13 protein-coding genes and 4 pseudogenes are annotated in these 17,996 nt (G+C 72.8%); 4 read left to right on the forward strand and 13 right to left on the reverse strand.

Annotated features, from left to right (window positions below):
• Positions 1 to 69: 69 nt before the first annotated feature.
• From pyrF to QUE47_RS14420, 12 genes and pseudogenes are all read right to left on the reverse strand, one after another.
• Complete coding sequence (gene pyrF / locus QUE47_RS14365; protein WP_286217842.1) at positions 70 to 915, reverse strand: orotidine-5'-phosphate decarboxylase; 846 nt, start codon at positions 913 to 915, stop codon at positions 70 to 72.
• A pseudogene (gene carB / locus QUE47_RS14370) lies at positions 912 to 4,224 on the reverse strand (carbamoyl-phosphate synthase large subunit). The gene pyrF and the pseudogene carB overlap by 4 nt, the downstream one beginning before the upstream one ends.
• The gene (carA, locus tag QUE47_RS14375; RefSeq protein WP_434019697.1) at positions 4,208 to 5,467 is read right to left on the reverse strand and encodes a glutamine-hydrolyzing carbamoyl-phosphate synthase small subunit; all 1,260 of its coding nucleotides are present in this window, start codon (positions 5,465 to 5,467) and stop codon (positions 4,208 to 4,210) included. The pseudogene carB and the gene carA overlap by 17 nt, the downstream one beginning before the upstream one ends.
• Entirely contained in the window at positions 5,464 to 6,174 is a 711-nt protein-coding gene (locus QUE47_RS14380) for a PH-like domain-containing protein (protein WP_286217843.1), read from the reverse strand. Before QUE47_RS14380 ends, carA begins: the two co-directional genes overlap by 4 nt.
• Positions 6,171 to 7,546: pseudogene (locus QUE47_RS14385) on the reverse strand (dihydroorotase). The gene QUE47_RS14380 and the pseudogene QUE47_RS14385 overlap by 4 nt, the downstream one beginning before the upstream one ends.
• Positions 7,543 to 8,518 (reverse strand): annotated as a pseudogene (locus QUE47_RS14390) (aspartate carbamoyltransferase catalytic subunit). The pseudogenes QUE47_RS14385 and QUE47_RS14390 overlap by 4 nt, the downstream one beginning before the upstream one ends.
• Positions 8,515 to 9,255 (reverse strand): bifunctional pyr operon transcriptional regulator/uracil phosphoribosyltransferase PyrR, encoded by a 741-nt coding sequence (gene pyrR, locus QUE47_RS14395; protein ID WP_286217844.1) that lies wholly within the window; start codon positions 9,253 to 9,255, stop codon positions 8,515 to 8,517. Before pyrR ends, QUE47_RS14390 begins: the two are co-directional and overlap by 4 nt.
• A 176-nt stretch (positions 9,256 to 9,431) precedes the next feature.
• Complete coding sequence (gene nusB / locus QUE47_RS14400) at positions 9,432 to 9,848, reverse strand: transcription antitermination factor NusB (protein ID WP_286217845.1); 417 nt, start codon at positions 9,846 to 9,848, stop codon at positions 9,432 to 9,434.
• A gap of 1 nt (position 9,849) precedes the next feature.
• Positions 9,850 to 10,413 carry an elongation factor P gene (gene efp / locus QUE47_RS14405; RefSeq protein ID WP_286217846.1) on the reverse strand — a complete coding sequence of 188 codons (564 nt, stop codon included), beginning with the start codon at positions 10,411 to 10,413 and terminating at the stop codon, positions 9,850 to 9,852.
• A gap of 73 nt (positions 10,414 to 10,486) precedes the next feature.
• Complete coding sequence (locus QUE47_RS14410; RefSeq protein ID WP_286217847.1) at positions 10,487 to 10,924, reverse strand: hypothetical protein; 438 nt, start codon at positions 10,922 to 10,924, stop codon at positions 10,487 to 10,489.
• Positions 10,921 to 11,535 (reverse strand): hypothetical protein, encoded by a 615-nt coding sequence (locus QUE47_RS14415; protein WP_286217848.1) that lies wholly within the window; start codon positions 11,533 to 11,535, stop codon positions 10,921 to 10,923. Before QUE47_RS14415 ends, QUE47_RS14410 begins: the two co-directional genes overlap by 4 nt.
• A gap of 66 nt (positions 11,536 to 11,601) precedes the next feature.
• A complete protein-coding gene (locus QUE47_RS14420) occupies positions 11,602 to 12,045 on the reverse strand; it encodes a type II 3-dehydroquinate dehydratase (protein ID WP_286217849.1) in 444 nt (147 codons plus the stop codon).
• Between the two features lie 109 nt (positions 12,046 to 12,154).
• Between QUE47_RS14420 and QUE47_RS14425 the strand changes: the two genes are divergently transcribed.
• From QUE47_RS14425 to QUE47_RS14440, 4 genes are all read left to right on the forward strand, one after another.
• Positions 12,155 to 13,540: an MFS transporter gene (locus QUE47_RS14425; RefSeq protein ID WP_286217850.1), complete on the forward strand. Its 1,386-nt coding sequence runs from the start codon at positions 12,155 to 12,157 to the stop codon at positions 13,538 to 13,540.
• A gap of 53 nt (positions 13,541 to 13,593) precedes the next feature.
• Positions 13,594 to 14,799: a Fic family protein gene (locus QUE47_RS14430; RefSeq protein WP_286217851.1), complete on the forward strand. Its 1,206-nt coding sequence runs from the start codon at positions 13,594 to 13,596 to the stop codon at positions 14,797 to 14,799.
• A gap of 275 nt (positions 14,800 to 15,074) precedes the next feature.
• The gene (locus QUE47_RS14435) at positions 15,075 to 15,974 is read left to right on the forward strand and encodes an alpha/beta fold hydrolase (protein ID WP_286217852.1); all 900 of its coding nucleotides are present in this window, start codon (positions 15,075 to 15,077) and stop codon (positions 15,972 to 15,974) included.
• Positions 15,971 to 16,780 (forward strand): glycerophosphodiester phosphodiesterase family protein, encoded by an 810-nt coding sequence (locus QUE47_RS14440; RefSeq protein ID WP_286217853.1) that lies wholly within the window; start codon positions 15,971 to 15,973, stop codon positions 16,778 to 16,780. Before QUE47_RS14435 ends, QUE47_RS14440 begins: the two co-directional genes overlap by 4 nt.
• A gap of 115 nt (positions 16,781 to 16,895) precedes the next feature.
• On the opposite strand, the pseudogene aroB reads toward QUE47_RS14440, so the two are convergent.
• Positions 16,896 to 17,944: pseudogene (gene aroB / locus QUE47_RS14445) on the reverse strand (3-dehydroquinate synthase).
• Between the last annotated feature and the right edge of the window lie 52 nt (positions 17,945 to 17,996).

Here is a 17,996-nt window from a genome sequence, read left to right on the forward strand (position 1 = left end):
CGGTCCGAACCTAGCGACACCCCGTCGACCCTGCAACGCACAGCGGTCACATGCGGCACGCTCACCGGCTCAGCGCAGCGCTGCCGCCACCTCGTCGGCCGCGGTGCGCGCGGCCGACCGCAACGCGGAGACGTCGGGCCCCGCCGCGAGGACCGCCCGCGAGGAGGAGGCGAGGACCTGGCGTCGCGCGGCACCGAAGACCCCGGCGAGCTCCGCGGCACCGCCACCCTGCGCTCCCACGCCGGGGGCGAGCAGCGGACCGTTCACCGCGGCCAGGTCGGTCCCGGTCGTCGCCGCCGCGTCCCCGATCGTGGCGCCCACGACGAGCCCCACCGAGCCCATCGGGTCCTGGCCCTCGTTGAGCAGCGCGGCCTCGCCCGCGATCCTCGACGCGACCGACGTGCCGTCCGCGTCGCGGGCGTGCTGGACCCCGGCGCCCTCCGGGTTCGAGGTCAGGCAGAGCACGAAGAGCCCGCGCCCCGAGCCCAGAGCGGCGTCGACCGTCGGCCGGAGCGACCCGAACCCCAGGAAGGGCGAGACGGTCAGCGCGTCACCCGCGAGCGGCGAACCGTCCCGCAGGTACGCGTCGGCGTAGCCGGCCATCGTCGAGCCGATGTCGCCACGCTTCGCGTCGACGATCACCAGCGTCCCGGAGGCACGGCCCGCGGCCACGACCTCCTCGAGCGCCGCGACGCCGCGCGACCCGTGCCGCTCGAACAGCGCGGACTGCGGCTTGACGGCCGCCAACCGCCCCTCGGTCGCCTCCATGACGCGCAAGGCGAACTCCCGGACCCCCGCGCCGTCGTCCGACAGACCCCACGCCTCGAGGAGGCCGGGGTGCGGGTCGATCCCGACGCACAGCGGCCCGTGCTCGTCCATGGCGGCCGCGAGCCGCTCACCGAAGGGGCGGGTCATCGGGCGGCCGCGCGCGCGTCGTGCTCCTGCAGGCTCGAGACCTCGAACGGGCCCTCCAAGACCGCCTCGATCCCCTGCACCGCGGCGGCCAGCTGCTGCACGGTGGTCACGATCGGCTTGTCGGCGGCGGTCGTGGCGGCACGGATCTCGTAGCCGTCCGCCCGCGCACCCTGACCCGACGGGCTGTTCATCACGAGGTCGACCTTCCCCTCGGTGATGAGGTCGACGATCGTCGGCTCACCGTCGGGACCACGCCCCGTCGAGTGCTTGCGCACCGTCGTGACGTCGATCCCGTTGCGGCGCAGGACCGACGCGGTTCCCTCGGTCGCGAGCACGGTGAACCCGAGCTCCTTGAGCCGCTTGATCGGGAAGACGATCTGGCGCTTGTCGCGGTCGGCGACCGAGACGAAGGCCGCGCCCGACGTCGGGAGCCCGCCGAACGCCGCGGCCTGCGACTTGGCGAACGCCCGCGGGAAGTCCACGTCGTAGCCCATGACCTCGCCCGTCGAGCGCATCTCGGGGCCGAGGAGCGTGTCGACGACGGACCCCTCGTCGGTGCGGAACCGCTTGAACGGGAGCACGGCCTCCTTGACCGCGATGGGCGCGTCGAGGTCGAGCACGCCGCCGTCGCCGGTCGCCTTGAGGACGCCGGAGGCCCGCAGGTCGGCGATCGACGAGCCGGTCATGACGAGCGCGGCCGCCTTCGCGAGCGGGGTCCCCGTCGCCTTCGAGACGAACGGGACGGTCCGCGAGGCCCGCGGGTTCGCCTCGAGGACGTAGAGCACGTCGGAGACGAGGGCGAACTGGATGTTGAGCAGGCCACGGACGCCCACGCCCTCGGCGATGGCCTCGGTCGAGCGCCGGATGCGCTCGACCTCGGCGGTGCTGAGCGAGACCGGAGGCAGCACGCAGGCCGAGTCGCCGGAGTGGATCCCGGCCTCCTCGATGTGCTCCATGACCCCACCGAGGTAGAGCTCCTCGCCGTCGTACAGCGCGTCGACGTCGATCTCCATCGCGTCGTCGAGGAACCGGTCGATGAGCAGGGGCGCGGGCAGGCCGCCGCTCGACCGCGCCTCCTCCCCGAGCTCTCCAGGGCGCGCTCGACGTAGCCGGTGAGCTGCCCGGCCGAGTAGACGATCTCCATGCCTCGACCGCCGAGGACGTACGAGGGGCGCACGAGCACGGGGAACCCGATGCGGTGCGCGACCTCCTGGGCCTCGACGAGCGAGAGCGCCGTCCCGAACTGCGGGGCCGGCAGGCCCGCGTCGGCCAGGACGCGGCCGAACGCCCCACGGTCCTCGGCCAGGTCGATCGCCTCGGGCGAGGTGCCGAGGATCGGCAGGCCGGCGTCGGCGAGCCGTTGGGCGAGGCCGAGAGGCGTCTGCCCGCCGAGCTGCACGATGATCCCGGCCACCGGCCCGGCGGCGAGCTCGGCCTCGTAGACCTCGAGGACGTCCTCAAAGGTCAGCGGCTCGAAGTACAGACGGTCCGAGGTGTCGTAGTCGGTCGAGACCGTCTCGGGGTTGCAGTTGACCATGACCGTCTCGTAGCGGTCCTTGAGGGCGAGGGCGGCGTGGACGCACGAGTAGTCGAACTCGATGCCCTGCCCGATCCGGTTGGGGCCGGACCCGAGGATCAGCACGGCCGGCCGCTCGCGCGGCGCCACCTCGGTCTCCTCCTCGTAGGTCGAGTAGTGGTATGGCGTGGTCGCCGCGAACTCGGCCGCGCACGTGTCGACCGTCTTGTAGACGGGCCGGACGGCCAGGGCCCGGCGCAGCTCGCGCACCGTCGGCTCCGAGATGCCCCGCAGCCGCGCCACCTGAGCGTCCGAGATGCCGTGCCGCTTCGCGCGCAGCAGCAGCGCCGCGGTGAGCGCCGGGGCGGCGGCCACCTCGTCAGCGATCTCGTTGACCAGCTGGATCTGGTCCAGGTACCAGGGGTCGATCTTCGTCGCGTCGAAGACCTGCTCGACGCTCGCGCCGCGGAGCGCCTGCTGCACGCCGATGATCCGATTCTCGGTCGGACGACCGATCGTCGCGAGCAGCTCGTCGAGCGCTGCCCCGGAGAGCGGCTCGCCGTCCCAGTGGAAGACGGACCCGGCCTTGTCGATCGACCGCAGCGCCTTGCCGAGGGCCTCGGTGAAGTTGCGGCCGAGAGCCATCGCCTCGCCCACCGACTTCATGGTCGTCGAGAGCGTGGTGTCCGCCGCCGGGAACTTCTCGAACGCGAACCGCGGCACCTTGACGACGACGTAGTCGAGCGTCGGCTCGAACGACGCGGGGGTCACGCTCGTGATGTCGTTGGGGATCTCGTCGAGCGTGTACCCGACGGCGAGCTTCGCCGCGATCTTCGCGATCGGGAAGCCGGTCGCCTTCGACGCCAGGGCCGACGACCGCGACACGCGCGGGTTCATCTCGATGACGATGACGCGCCCCGTCGCCGGGTCCACCGCGTACTGGATGTTGCAGCCACCGGTGTCGACGCCGACCTCGCGGATCACGGCGATCCCGATGTCGCGCAGCTTCTGGAACTCGCGGTCGGTGAGCGTCAGCGACGGCGCGACCGTGATCGAGTCGCCCGTGTGCACGCCGACCGGGTCGACGTTCTCGATCGAGCAGACCACGACGACGTTGTCCGCCTTGTCGCGCATGAGCTCGAGCTCGTACTCCTTCCAGCCGAGGATCGACTCCTCCAGGAGCACCTCGGTCGTGGGCGAGTAGTGCAGGCCGGAGCCGACGATGCGGCGCAGGTCGTCCTCGTCGTACGCGATGCCCGAGCCGAGCCCACCCATCGTGAAGGACGGCCGGACCACCATCGGGTACCCGAGGTCCTCCGCGGCGGCGATCGCCTCGTCGACCGTGTGGATGATCGAGGACCGGGCGCTCTCTCCCCGCACTTCTCGACGACGTCCTTGAACTGCTGGCGGTCCTCGCCCTTCTGGATGGCGGGGATGTTCGCGCCGATCAGCTCGACGCCGTACTCCTCGAGGACACCGGCCTCGTCGAGGGCGATCGCGGCGTTCAGCGCCGTCTGGCCACCGAGCGTCGGCAGGAGCGCGTCGGGGCGCTCCTTCGCGATGATCGAGGTCAGTACCTCGGTGGTGATGGGCTCGACGTAGGTCGCGTCGGCGAACTCCGGGTCGGTCATGATCGTCGCCGGGTTCGAGTTCACGAGGACGACCCGCAGGCCCTCCTCCTTGAGCACGCGGCACGCCTGGGTGCCGGAGTAGTCGAACTCGCAGGCCTGCCCGATGACGATCGGGCCGGAGCCGATGACGAGGACGCTGCTGAGGTCAGTTCTGCGCGGCACGCGTGGACTCCTTGCCGTCGGTCGCGGTCAGGTTCATGAGGTCGACGAAGCGGTCGAACAGGTAGGCCGCGTCGTGCGGGCCTGCTGCGGCCTCCGGGTGGTACTGGACGGAGAACGCGGGTCGGTCGAGGCACTCGAGGCCCTCGACGACGTCGTCGTTGAGGCAGACGTGGGACACCCGGACCCGGCCGTAGCGGCCGTCGTCGTGGGGTGCGACGGACTCGCCGTCACGGGGAGCGTCGACGGCGAACCCGTGGTTGTGGGCGGTGACCTCGACCTTGCCGGTCGTGCGGTCCATCACCGGCTGGTTGATGCCGCGGTGGCCGTAGCCGAGCTTGTACGTCTCGTACCCGAGCGCCCGGCCGAGGATCTGGTTGCCGAAGCAGATCCCGAAGTACGGGATGCCGCGGTCGAGGACGGCGCGCAGCAGGTCGACCTCGACCGTGGCCGCGCCCGGGTCGCCCGGGCCGTTCGAGAAGAACACGCCGTCGGGCGACAGCGCCTCGATCTGCTCGATCGTGGTCGTGCTCGGCACCACGTGGACCCGAAGCCCGCGCTCGGCGAGCCGGACGGGCGTCATCGTCTTGATCCCGAGGTCGACGGCGACGACCGTGCCCAGGGCCGGGGCGTCGCTCTCGCCGTGCACCCCCGAGGGCTCGACCGTGTAGACCTCGTCCGTGCTGACCTCCTTGGCGAGGTCTGAGCCCGCCATGCGGGGCGCGGACACGACCTCGGCGACGAGGTCCTCGGTCGTCCGAGGCCTGCCGTCGCGGACCAGCGCGTCACCGGAGAAGATCCCGGCGCGCATGGTGCCGAGCTCGCGCAGGTGACGCGTCAGCGCTCGCGTGTCGACGTCGCTGATGCCGACGACCCCCTGCGCGACGAGCTCGTCGTCCAGCGTGCGACGCGCGCGCCAGTTCGACGACCGGCGGGCCGCGTCGCGCACGACGTACCCGCTGACCCAGATCCGCGACGACTCGTCGTCCTCGTCGTTGACGCCGGTGTTGCCGATGTGCGGCGCCGTCATGACGACGATCTGGCGGTGGTAGGACGGGTCGGTCAGCGTCTCCTGGTAACCGGTCATGCCGGTGTTGAAGACGATCTCGCCGACCGTCGCGCCCAGGGCGCCGTAGGCGCGTCCGGTCGCGGTGCGGCCGTCCTCGAGCACGAGCACGGCGGTGTCGTCCGCTCCGGCCCTGCCTGGAGCGGAAGCGGGCGCGGGAGCGTGGGTCTCGGTGGTCACTCGGGTGCCTCCTGGTCGTCGGAGTCGTGGGTCGTGGGGCGGCGTCGGCGCGTCGCGTCGGCCGGTTCGTCAGCGGGGTCGGAGACGGGCTCAGATGCGGGATCACCGGACTGACCCTCGGCCTCGCCGGTGGCCTCGTCGGTGCCCTCGTCCACGCGAGCCGTACGTCGCGCGACCAGGCCACGGACAGCGTCCAGGAGCTCGTCGCGGTCGGCCGACCGCCGCGCGTTGAGCCCGGTGTCCAGGAGCGTCGTGGTGGGCAGGTCCGACTCCTCGTCGGCACCGGCCTGCGGCCCGCCGAGACGCCAGGTCACGACGAGGATGCCCTCGCCGCCCGTGACCTTGCCGGCCATCCCGGGCGTCGTGTCGACGCCCTCGATGCGTGACGCGGCCACGAACACCGTCTCGGCGCCCTGACGCTCCACGAGCAGGCCCTCGGGGTGCAGGCTCACGGTCGCTGCAGCGCGGTCGCCGAGACCGTGCGCACCGACGCGCGCGAGCCAGTCACCCGCCAGCGTCGTCGACACGTAGGTCGCGGGGAACGGGCCTACCGTCGCGGCCGACAGCGGGTCCGGGACGACCGGCAGCGCGGGCACCTCGTGCACGCCGCGACGGCGCAGGTTGCGGAAGCCGACGGCGACCAGGAGCAGCAGGGCGAGCCCCAGGACCAACCAGATCCCGACGGCGACAGGCATGGGGAGGTTCATCGGTCGTCACCCTCTCCCCGCGTGGTCGCCGCGCCGGCAGCCCGGTCGACGGGGGCGCCGTCCAGCACGGTCGCGCGACCGCGCAGGAACGTCGCGACGACCCGGCCCGGGAGCTCGTAGCCCCGGAACGGGGTGTTGGCGCTCGCGGTGGCCTGGGCCGCGCCGTCCACCACCCGGGTCGCGCTCGGGTCCACCAGCACGACGTTCGCGGGCTCGCCCACCTCGAGGGGGCGGCCCTGGGCGCGCTCCCCGCGTCGATGCGACCGATGCGTGCGGGGGCCGTCGAGAGCACCCGGGCGACGTCCGCCCACGTCATGCGCCCGGTGTCGACCATCGTCTGCTGGACGACGCTGAGCGCGGTCTCCAGCCCGGTCATGCCGAACGCCGCCGCGCCCCACTCGCAGTCCTTGTCCTCGCGCGTGTGCGGGGCGTGGTCGGTCGCGACGATGTCGATCGTCCCGTCCTCGAGACCCTGCCGGACGGCGTCCACGTCGGCCTGCGTGCGCAGCGGCGGGTTGACCTTGAAGGAGGGGTCGTAGTCGCGCGCGAGCTCGTCCGTGAGCACGAGGTGGTGCGGGGTGACCTCGGCGGTGACGTCGACGCCCCGCGACTTGGCCCAGCGCACGATCTCGACGGACCGCGCCGTGGAGAGGTGGCACACGTGCAGGCGGGACCCGACGTGCTCGGCGAGGAGCACGTCGCGGGCGATGATCGACTCCTCCGCGACGGCCGGCCATCCGGCGAGCCCGATCTCGGCGGACACGACGCCCTCGTTCATCTGGGCGCCCTCGGTGAGCCGCGGCTCCTGCGCGTGCTGCGCCACGACGCCGTCGAACGCCTTGACGTACTCGAGCGCGCGCCGCATGAGGATCGGGTCGTGGACACACTTGCCGTCGTCCGAGAACACGCTGACCTGCGCCACCGAGTCGGCCATCGCGCCGAGCTCGGCGAGCCGCTCGCCCTCGAGGCCGACACTCACGGCGCCCACGGGGTGGACGTCGACCCAGCCGGCCGCGCGCCCGAGGCGCCAGACCTGCTCGACGACGCCCGCGGTGTCGGCCACCGGGGTCGTGTTCGCCATCGCGTGCACCGCGGTGAAGCCACCCGCCGCCGCAGCCCGGGTGCCGGACTCGACGGTCTCGGCGTCCTCGCGGCCCGGCTCGCGCAGGTGGGTGTGCAGGTCGACGAGGCCCGGGAGGGCGACCAGGCCGGTGCCGTCGACGACGGTGACGCTGCCGTCGTCCGCGGACCCGTCCAGCGTCCCGGGCGCGCCGAGGCCAGCGATCACGCCGTCGCGCAGGAGGAGGTCGACCGGGTCGCCGCCGAGGGGCGCGACGCCCGTCAGCAGGTAGGTCGTGGGCGCGGTGCTCATGAGATGGGGGTCCCTTCGGAGGAGTCGCCCGACAGGACGAGGTAGAGGACGGCCATGCGGACGGCGACACCGTTCGCGACCTGCTCGACGATCACGGCGCGCGGGGAGTCGGCGGCCTCGGCCGAGATCTCCAGCCCGCGGTTCATCGGGCCCGGGTGCATGACGATCGAGTGCTCCGGCAGCAGGGCGAGCCTGCGGCCGTCGAGCCCGTACTTGCGGGTGTACTCGAGGGGCTCGGGAAGAACGCGCCGGCGCCGGCGCCGCTCATCCGCTCGCGCTGCACGCGCAGCATCATGATCGCGTCGGGCGCGAAGTCCCGGAGCGTCTCGTCCAGGTGGTACGACACGCTGCACGGCCACGTCTCGACGCCGACGGGCAGGAGCGTCGGCGGCGACACGAGGACGACCTCGGCGCCCAGGGTGTGCAGCAGGTGCACGTTCGACCGCGCGACCCGCGAGTGCAGCACGTCACCGACGATCGCGATGCGCTTGCCCGCGAGGTCGGCGCCGAGCGCGTCCGCACCGACGAGGTGGCGGCGCATCGTGTAGGCGTCGAGCAGCGCCTGGGTGGGGTGCTGGTGCATCCCGTCGCCCGCGTTGACGACGGACGAGTCGAGCCAGCCGGCGTGGGCCAGCAGGTGCGGTGCCCCCGAGGCCTGGTGGCGGACGACGACCGCGTCCGCGCCCATCGCGTGCAGCGTCAGCGCGGTGTCCTTGAGCGACTCCCCTTGGAGACGCTGGACCCCTTGGCGGAGAAGTTGATGACGTCGGCCGAGAGCCGCTTGGCGGCGGTCTCGAACGAGATCCGCGTGCGCGTCGAGTCCTCGTAGAACAGGTTGACGACCGTGCGACCCCGCAGGGTCGGCAGCTTCTTGATCTCGCGTCCCTGCGTCGCGGCCATCTGCGCGGCCGTGTCGAGGACGAGGATCGCGTCGTCGAGCGCGAGGTCCGCGGTCGAGAGCAGGTGCTTCATCGGTGCGCCCCCTCGATCGTCACGGAGTCGCGCTGGGCGGCGGCGTCGGTCCCGCTGGGCCGGTCGGCGTCGTCGACCTCCGCGAGGTGCACGGAGACGCGCTCGTCGGCCGACGTCGGCAGGTTCTTCCCGACGTAGTCGGGGCGGATCGGCAGCTCGCGGTGCCCCCGGTCGACGAGGACGGCGAGCTGGACGGCGCTGGGCCGGCCGAGGTCGCTGATCGCGTCGAGCGCGGCCCGGATCGTCCGGCCGGAGAACAGCACGTCGTCGACGAGCACGACGACCTTGTCGTCGATGCCGGACGCCGGGAGCCGGGTCGGTCCGACGGGTCGCGTCGGGTTCCGCCGCAGGTCGTCGCGGTACATGGTGATGTCGAGCTCGCCGAGGGCGGCGTCGACGAGCTCGCGCAGCGTCCGACCCTCGCCGCCTGTCGCGCGCGCTGAGCCGGCCGGGACGGCGGAGGTCGGGTCGTCGTCCGCCACGACGGCGGCGAGACGCTCGGCGAGGCGGCGCGCGAGCGGCACGCCTCGGGTCGGGATGCCGAGCAGCACGACGTCGTCGGCACCCTTGTTGCGCTCGACGATCTCGTGCGCGATGCGGGTCAGTGCTCGGGAGATGTCGGCCTCACCGAGGACGACCGTCCCGCTCGTGCCCGGAGGGGGCGGGGTGCGGCGTTCGTCGGGAACGCGCGCGTCGTCGTTCGGGTTGCCTGCGGACACAGCAGCGCCAGGGTTCATCTGGCGACCTCCTTCCCCGCCTCACCGGACGGGCCTTAAAGGATGTCGGACGCCACCACCCTAGCGGGCGTGGCCGTGAGGTGGCGACGGTGTCCGGCAGACGCGACGTGGTGTCCGCCACGTCTGCCGCGCGTGCGCCGGCAGGGCCGCTGGTCGAGGCCCTGCCGGCGGACGCGTCAGCCGAGCAGCGTCGGCTTGAGGTCGTGGATCCGGCCCAGGATGCCGTTCACGAAGTCGGGCGACTCGTCCGTCGAGAGCGCCTTCGACAGGTCGACGGCCTCGTCGATCGCGACGGCGTCGGGGACGTCGTCGTTGTAGAGGATCTCCCACGTGCCGAGGCGCAGCAGGGCGCGGTCGACGGACGCCATGCGGGCGATCGTCCAGCCGTGCGAGTAGGTCTCGAGGAGCTCGTCGATCCGCTCCTGGTGGGCGAGGACCCCCTCGACGAGATCGACCGAGTACTGGGGCAGGGACGCCTCGGTGCCGGGCTCGACGAGCCGGTCCGCGAGCAGCACTGCGGGGTCGCTGCCCCGCTGGTCCGCCTCGAAGAGGACGTCGAGCGCGCGCTTGCGCGCCTTGGTTCGAGCGCCCACGTCAGTCGTTCACGCGGCCCTGGTACGAGCCGTCACGGGTGTCGACCTTGACCTTGGTGCCGGCCTCGAGGAACAGGGGCACCTGGATCTCGGCGCCGGTCTCGAGCGTGGCGGGCTTGGTGCCGCCGGTCGAGCGGTCGCCCTGGAGGCCCGGCTCGGTGTACGTGATCTCGAGGACCACGGACGCGGGGAGCTCTGTGTAGAGCGGGTTCCCCTCGTTGGTCGCGACCGTGATCATGACGCCCTCGAGCATGTACTTCGCGTTGTCGCCGATGACCGCGGCCGGGAGGTTCATCTGGTCGTAGGTCGAGGTGTCCATGACGACGAAGTCCTCGCCGTCCTGGTACAGGTACTGCATGTCGCGGCGGTCGACGTTGGCCGTCTCGATCTTGAGGCCCGCGTTGAAGGTCTTGTCGACCTGCTTGCCCGAGAGGACGTTCTTCATCTTGGTGCGCACGAACGCGCCACCCTTGCCCGGCTTGACGTGCTGGAACTCGATGATCGTCCAGAGCTGCCCGTCGATGCGCAGGACGGTGCCGTTCTTGATGTCGTTCGTGGTTGCCACGGTGCGTGTCTTCCTTCGTCGTCAGGCCTGGGGCACGCAGCCGCGTCGGGGCGGCCGCAAAACTCGCACCAGTCTAGCGGAGCAGGCCGAGCACCCAGACGCCGCCGACCCCGACGAGGGCCGACCAGACCAGCGAGGCCAGGGTGCCGACGACGAACCGCTCGGAGGCGACCGGCTTCTCCCGCAGCTCGGGGTAGCGGCCCAGGCCCTTGACGGCGACGACGAGCGCGATCCCCGCGGGGTAGCCGGCCAGGAGACAGCCCGTGACGGCGAAGCGCTCCAGCAGCCCGATCCAGGTCCCTCCGCGCAGCGCGGCGACGGCCTGCGGGCCGGCGGGCGTACCCGGGTCCCCCTCGGGGTCGCCGGCGCCCAGGGCCCGTGCCTCCCGGGTCGTGCTCCGGGAGGCGGCCCGCAGCACGAGCGGCGTGAACCAGGCGCCACCGCCCACGGACAGCGCGAGGGTCCCGAGCACGGTCACCACGGTCAGGACGACGGTCCAGGTCTCGCTCATCGGTCTGCCTCCGTCAGCAGTCGTTCCACGACAGGGCGCGCCGCGGTCTCCTCGGCCCACAGACCGGTGCGGAGCCGTTGGCTCACGGCCTGCTCGCTGATCCCGAGCGCCCGGGCGACGTCGGTCTGTCGCCCACCGTGCTCCAGGAGCCCGTCCACGGCCTCCCAGCCGCGGGCGGTGCGGCGCCCGACGACGACGGCGAGGAGCCGCAGCAGCGCCTCGACCTCCCGGGCGGCGTCCGGGTCGGGCCCCTCGACCGCGAGCGGCACAGACGGGCCGCGGCTCTTGGCCCGCTCGACGGCCTCCCGGGCACGGACGTAGGCATCTCCCGTCGAGGCGCGGGTCGAGGCCCCCAGCGGCGTCCGCACTCCCCCGATGCCCAGACCGATGCTCCACCCTCCGTGGCGCGCGAGCTCCAGGACGAGGGCGACGGTCGTCGACGCGTCGTCGAGCAGCGCCTGGGCCTCGTCACCCACGGTGCGCTCGATGGGGAGCACCAGGGCGGACCGCTCCTGCGACGGGGCCGCGACGGCCGAGAGCGCAGCGACGGCCTCCGGGACGCGATCGGGCGCGCCCGTGCTCCGGCGCTGGTCGAACGTGAGGACGAACACGGATCAAGCCTACAGCCTTGACCAGTACACAACAAGCCCTAGGCCTTGATCGATGCCGATCAAGGGTCAGGCCACCAGGTCGGCGATCGCCTCGAGCGCGACCCGGTACGAACCGAGCCCGAACCCCGCCACGGTGCCCGTCGCCACGGGGCCGACGACCGACCGGTGACGGAACTCCTCCCGCGCGTAGGGGTTCGAGATGTGCACCTCGACGAGGTGCAACCCGGCCTTCGTGACCTGGGCCGCGGCGTCGCGCAGCGCGTAGGAGTAGTGCGTGAACGCGGCAGGGTTGATCACGACGTGCGCACCGGAGTCCACGGCCTCGTGGAGCCAGCCGACCATCTCGGACTCGTCGTCCGTCTGGCGGACGTCCACCGAGAACCCGTGCCCCTCGCCCCACTCGCCACCCTTGCGGACCAGGTCGGTGTACGACGCGTGGCCGTAGACGTCGGGCTCGCGGACGCCGAGGCGCCCGAGGTTCGGTCCGTTGAGGATCAGCACGCGGGTCATGCGGCGAGGATAGACCCGGGGGCCGACGCCGGACGCGGGCGACGACCCACCGTCCCGGCATGTGGTGTCTGAGCCCGCGCTCGCGTCCGTGCCGCTCTACGATGCGCGGGTGACCGCACCCGACGGAGTGACCACGCCGACGCCGCACCGCTCGCACCGCCGGCAGGTGATCTCCTGGTCCCTGTGGGACTGGGGCTCGGCGTCCTTCAACGCGGTGGTCACGACCTTCGTGTTCACGCGCTGGATCACGAGCGACGCGTTCGTCGAGGCGGGCGCGGCCGACCCGGACGCGGTCATGGCCGAGCACACCGAGTGGCTGGGCTGGGGCCTGACGGCCGCCGGCGTGCTCATCGCCCTGCTCGCCCCCGCGCTGGGTGCGCTCGCCGACGCCTCCGGGCGGCGCAAGGTCTGGCTCGGCGTGAACTCCGTCGCCGTGTTCGGGTCCATGACCGCGATGTTCTTCGTCGAGCCGACCCCGGGGTCCCTCTCGGACGCCGTGATCCTCGGGATCGTGCTGCTCTCCGTGGGGAACGTGTTCTTCGAGCTCGCCTCCGTCGCCTACAACGCGCTCCTGCTCGACATCTCCACGCCGCGGACGATCGGGCGGATCAGCGGCATCGGCTGGGGTGCCGGGTACGTCGGCGGCATCGTGCTCCTGCTGATCCTCTTCGTCGGGTTCATCGACCCCGAGGTCGGGTGGTTCGGCGTGACCGGCGAGGACGGGATGGACATCCGCATCAGCGTCCTGCTCTCCGCGGTGTGGTTCGCCGTCTTCGCGATCCCGGTGATGCTGTGGGTGCCCGAGTCGCCCCGCACCGAGAAGGCCGTGCCGATCGGCGTGCTCGACGCCTACCGGAAGCTCGGCCACGACATCGCGCTGCTCTGGCGCGAGCGTCGGTCGACCCTCGCCTACCTCGTGGCGAGCGCGATCTACCGCGACGGGCTCGCCGGGGTCTTCACCTTCGGGGCGGTCATCGCCTCGGGAACCTTCGGGTTCAGCGCGAGCGACGTCATCGTGTTCGCCATCGCCGCGAACCTGGTGGCCGGAGTGTCGACCATCGCCGCAGGCTGGCTGGACGACCGGATCGGCCCCCGCCGCGTCGTGATCGGTGCGCTCGCAGGGATCTGCGTGGCCGGCATGGCCGTGTTCTTCCTCCACGACGGCGGCACGAGCGTCTTCTGGGTCTGCGGTCTGGTGCTCTCCGGGTGCGTGGGGCCCGCGCAGTCCGCGAGCCGCGGCCTGCTCGCGCGCCTCACGGACGAGGGCAAGGAGACCGAGGCGTTCGGGCTGTACGCGACGACGGGACGCGCGGCGAGCTTCTTCGCCCCGCTGGCGTTCTCGACGGCGATCGCCGTCTCCGGCGCGCAGTACTGGGGCATCGTCGGGATCGTCGCCGTGGTGGCCGTCGGACTGGTCCTGCTGCTGCTCGTGCGCTTCCCGAGCGGGGTGGGCGTCGACGGCGTCGCCGACTCCGCCGCCGCCCGGAACGGATGACGAGCAGTCTCGTTATCATCCTTTAGTGCCGTAACGGATGCTACCGTGGAGCGATGGCATCCCCTACGAGCGGCTGGCCACGGCTGGAGGTCGAGGAGCACCGCTGGCGGACGGCGCTCCCTCCCGAGGCGCTCTCGGCCTCGGCCCGGGCGCGGCTGAGTCGGCCCTACGCGTCGGCGGTCGTCCCCCGCATCGCAGAGGCCGACGTCGCGCTCCCCCGCCCCACGGCCGCCGCAGCCGAGGAGGCGTCCCGGCTCGTGCGCGACTTCGACCAGGACGTGGGGGGCGAGGTCGCACCGTTCGCCGCCGTGCTCCTGCGGTCGGAGTCCGCGTCGTCCTCCCAGATCGAGAACCTGACCTCGGGCGCCCGCCAGATCGCGCTCGCGGAGATCGGCGAGGACGCGCGCGCGAACGCCCGGCTGATCGTCGGCAACGTCCACGCGATGAACGCGGCTCTCGCCCTGTCCGAGCGCATCGACATGGACGCCGTCCTCGCGATGCACGCGGCCCTCATGCAGCCGTCGTCGTTCGCCGGCACGCTCCGCGACGAGCAGGTGTGGATCGGTGGCAGCGCGTGGTCCCCGCACGGCGCCGGGTTCGTCCCGCCCCACCAGAGGCTGGTGGCCGACGCCCTCGACGACCTCGTCACGTTCGCGCGCCGCGGCGACGTCCCGGCCCTCTCGCACGCAGCCCTCGCCCATGCCCAGTTCGAGACCATCCACCCCTTCGTCGACGGCAACGGACGCACCGGCCGGGCCCTCGTGCACGCGATGCTCCGGCACCGCGGGCTCACCCGCGCCGTCACCGTCCCGGTCTCCGCCGGCCTCCTCGTCGACACGGACCGGTACTTCTCCGCGCTGACGGCCTACCGGGACGGCGACCCCGCGGCGATCGTCGACGCGCTGGCCGAGGCCGCGGTCCTGTCCGTCGCCAACGGCCGGGAGCTGGTGCAGGACCTGCGCGAGGCCCGCGCCACCTGGGCGGCGAACCTGCGCGCCCGCTCGGACTCGGCCGCCTGGCGGCTGCTGGACGTGGTCCTGCGGCACCCCGTGCTCGGCACCGAGGTCGTGCGCGCCGAGCTCGGCGTCACGCAGCCCAACGCCCGCCGCGCCATCGACCACCTCGTGGACGCCGGCGCGCTGACCGAGGTGGCCGGGCGCCGGCGGTCGATCCTGTGGCAGTCGTCCGAGGTCATCACCGCGCTCGACGCCTTCGCCGCCCGCGCCGGGCGACGCGCGCTCGGCGCGGTCGAGGGGTGAGCGCGCGCCGGAGCGCCCTACGGAGCGGACGGCGATAGGTTGCCCGTGTGGCCCCGGAGCAGCGAACGACCCGTCCAGAACAGACGCACGACACCCCCGGCACGTCGGACGCCACTGACGCCACTGACGCCACTGACGCCACAGTCACCACAGTCACCACAGACACCAATGACGCCTCGGTCGCCCTGACCGCCTCAGACCCCTCGCAGGCTTGGACGACGGACCCGCTGCTCGGCACGCCCTTCGAGACCCGCGCACTAGGGGACGCGACGCTCGTGCGGACCGCTGCGACGCCGTCCGACCCCCGGGCCGTGGTGCTGTACCTGCACGGGTACAACGACTACTTCTTCCAGGCCCACCTGGCCGAGGCGTTCACCGACGCCGGGTACGCCTTCTACGCGCTCGACGCGCGTCGGTGCGGGCGCTCGCTGCGCGACGGCGACGTGCCCCACTACCAGGACGACCTGCACGAGCAGGCCAACGACCTGAGCAACGCGGTGCGCGTCCTGAGGCAGCGTCACCCGGGCGTGCCGCTCGTCGTGAACGCGCACTCGACCGGCGGGCTCGTGGCGTCCCTGTGGGCCCACTCGTTGCGCGACGCCGGGGTGCCGGACGCCCTCGTGCTCAACAGCCCGTTCCTCGACATCGGCGCGAGCCGGTGGTTGCGCGCGGCCGCCTCCCGCGTCGTCGACCTCGGTGCGCAGCTCGCCCCGCAGAGGCCCTTGACCTCCGCGCCCTCCTACTACGCCACGTACCAGCACGTCTCCGCGGGCGGCCGCTGGACGTTCGACACCGAGCTCAAGCGCACGACCGGGGTCCCGGCGCGCGCCGGATGGGTCAGGGCGGTCCTGCGCGGGCAGGCCAGGATCGCCCGGCGCCTCGCGATCTCGTGCCCGGTGCTCGTCGCCCGCTCCGACGCCTCCGGACCGGACTCCCCGACCAACCCGGACCTCGACCGGCAGGACACCGTGCTGAACGTGGCGAACATCTCCCGTGACGCCCCGCTGCTCGGCGACCGGGTGGACGAGCTGGTCGTCGAGGGCGGGGTCCACGACCTCGTGCTCTCCGCCGCGGAGCCGCGGGCGGCCTACCTGGAGGGGGTCCTCGCGTGGCTCGACGGCGCGCTCGCGCCCGGCGTGCGCGAGCCTGCCGTGCAGACCGGGACCGGCGCGTGAGCGCCGCGGGCGCAGGTCGCCCGACCTCGTGGCGCCACCCCTACCTCGACGCCCCCGGCGGCGTCGCCGCCCTCGCCCACCGCGGGTTCTCCCTCGACGGACTCGAGAACTCGATGGCTGCCTTCGCAGCGGCGGTCGATCTCGGGTTCCGGTACGTCGAGACCGACGCCCACGCGACGTCGGACGGCGTCGCGGTCGCCCTCCACGACCCGAGCCTGGACAGGACGACGGACGCGGAGGGGCTGGTCGCCGACCTCCCCTGGAGCGCCGTCCGCGCGGCACGCATCGGCGGGGTCGAGCCGGTCCCCCTGCTCGAGGACGTGCTCGGGACGTGGCCCGACGTGCGGGTGAACATCGACGTCAAGTCGTCCGCCGGCGTCCCCGCGGTGGCCTGGGCGATCGACCGGACGAACGCCTGGGACCGCGTGTGCGTCGCATCCTTCTCGGCGCGCCGTCGGCGGGCGACCGTCCGCCTGCTCGAGCGGCCCGTCGCCACGTCGACCGGTCAGGACGAGGTCGTGGCGTTCCTCGGCGCCGTGCGCGTCGGAGCCCCCACGGCCGTCGTGCGACAGATCCTCAGCGGGGTCGATGCGCTGCAGGTCCCCGAGTCGGCCGGACCCGTGACCGTGGTCGACGCGCGGACGGTGGCCGCGGCGCACCGCGCCGGCAAGCAGGTCCACGTCTGGACCGTGAACGACCCCGCCGACATGCACCGGCTCCTCGACCTGGGCGTCGACGGGATCGTCACCGACCGCGCCGACCTGCTGCGGGACGTGCTCGTCGCTCGCGGGTCCTGGAGCGCCTGACCCGACCACCGCCGCCCCTGGCCGGGCCGGGTCGGGCCGAGGAATCTGGACTACGTCCTGCGCTTCACGCGGGCAGTCGTCCTGACCTTCGTCACGACCGTGACCCTCGTCGGGGTCAGAGCGCGATCGGCGCCCGGCCGGTCGGGGCGTCCTCGGAGATCTCCGCGTACGCGGCGGCGAGGATCGTCGGGTCCGGACCCTCGAGGCGGGTCGGCGACCCGATCCGGTCGAGCACGACGAAGCGCAGCAGGTCGCCGCGCGACTTCTTGTCGCGGCGCATCGCGGACATGAGCTGGTCCCACCGGTCGCCGCGGTAGGCGAGCGGCAGACCGAGGGAGCCGAGGATCTCGCGGTGCGCGTCGACCCCGGCGTCGTCGAGCTTGCCCGCCAGCCGGGAGAGCTCGGCGGCGAACACCATGCCCACGGAGACGGCGGCCCCGTGACGCCACGCGTACCGCTCCGAGAGCTCGACGGCATGACCGAGCGTGTGCCCGTAGTTGAGGATCTCGCGCAGGCCGGCCTCCTTGAGGTCCTCGCCCACGACCCGGGCCTTGACGGCGACGGACCGCTCGATGAGCTCGGTCAGCGCGGCCCAGACCTCGGGCGACGCGGCGGCGCCGTCCCAGGCGGCCAGCGCGGGAGCGTGCTCGCGGACGATCTCCAGGATCCGGTCGTCCGCGATGAAACCGGTCTTCACGACCTCCGCGAGCCCGGCCACGAGGTCGAACCGCGGCAGGGTCTCGAGGGCGGCGACGTCGCACAGCACGCCCGCGGGCGGGTGGAACGAGCCCACGAGGTTCTTGCCCTCGGCGGTGTTGATGCCGGTCTTGCCGCCCACGGCGGCATCGACCATCGCGAGCAGGGTCGTCGGCACGTGCACGACCTTGATGCCCCGCAACCACGTCGCCGCGACGAACCCGGCGAGGTCCGTCGTGGCGCCGCCACCGACCGAGACGATCGCGTCGGACCGCGTGAAGTCGGCCTGCCCCAGGACCCCCAGAGGAAGCCGGCGACCTGCGCGGTCTTGGACTCCTCGGCGTCCGGGACCTCGGCCGCGAACGCCTCGTAGCCCGAGTCGACGAGGTCGGTGCGGACCGTCTCGGCCGTGGCGGCGAGCGAGGCAGGGTGGATCACGAGAACGCGTCGGACGCCGGAGCCCAGCATCCCGGGCAGCTCACCGAGGAGGTGGCGGCCGATCAGGACGTCGTAGGGCGAG

The sequence above is a fragment of the Paraoerskovia sediminicola genome (genome assembly GCF_030296575.1).
Classification (GTDB): domain Bacteria; phylum Actinomycetota; class Actinomycetes; order Actinomycetales; family Cellulomonadaceae; genus Paraoerskovia; species Paraoerskovia sediminicola.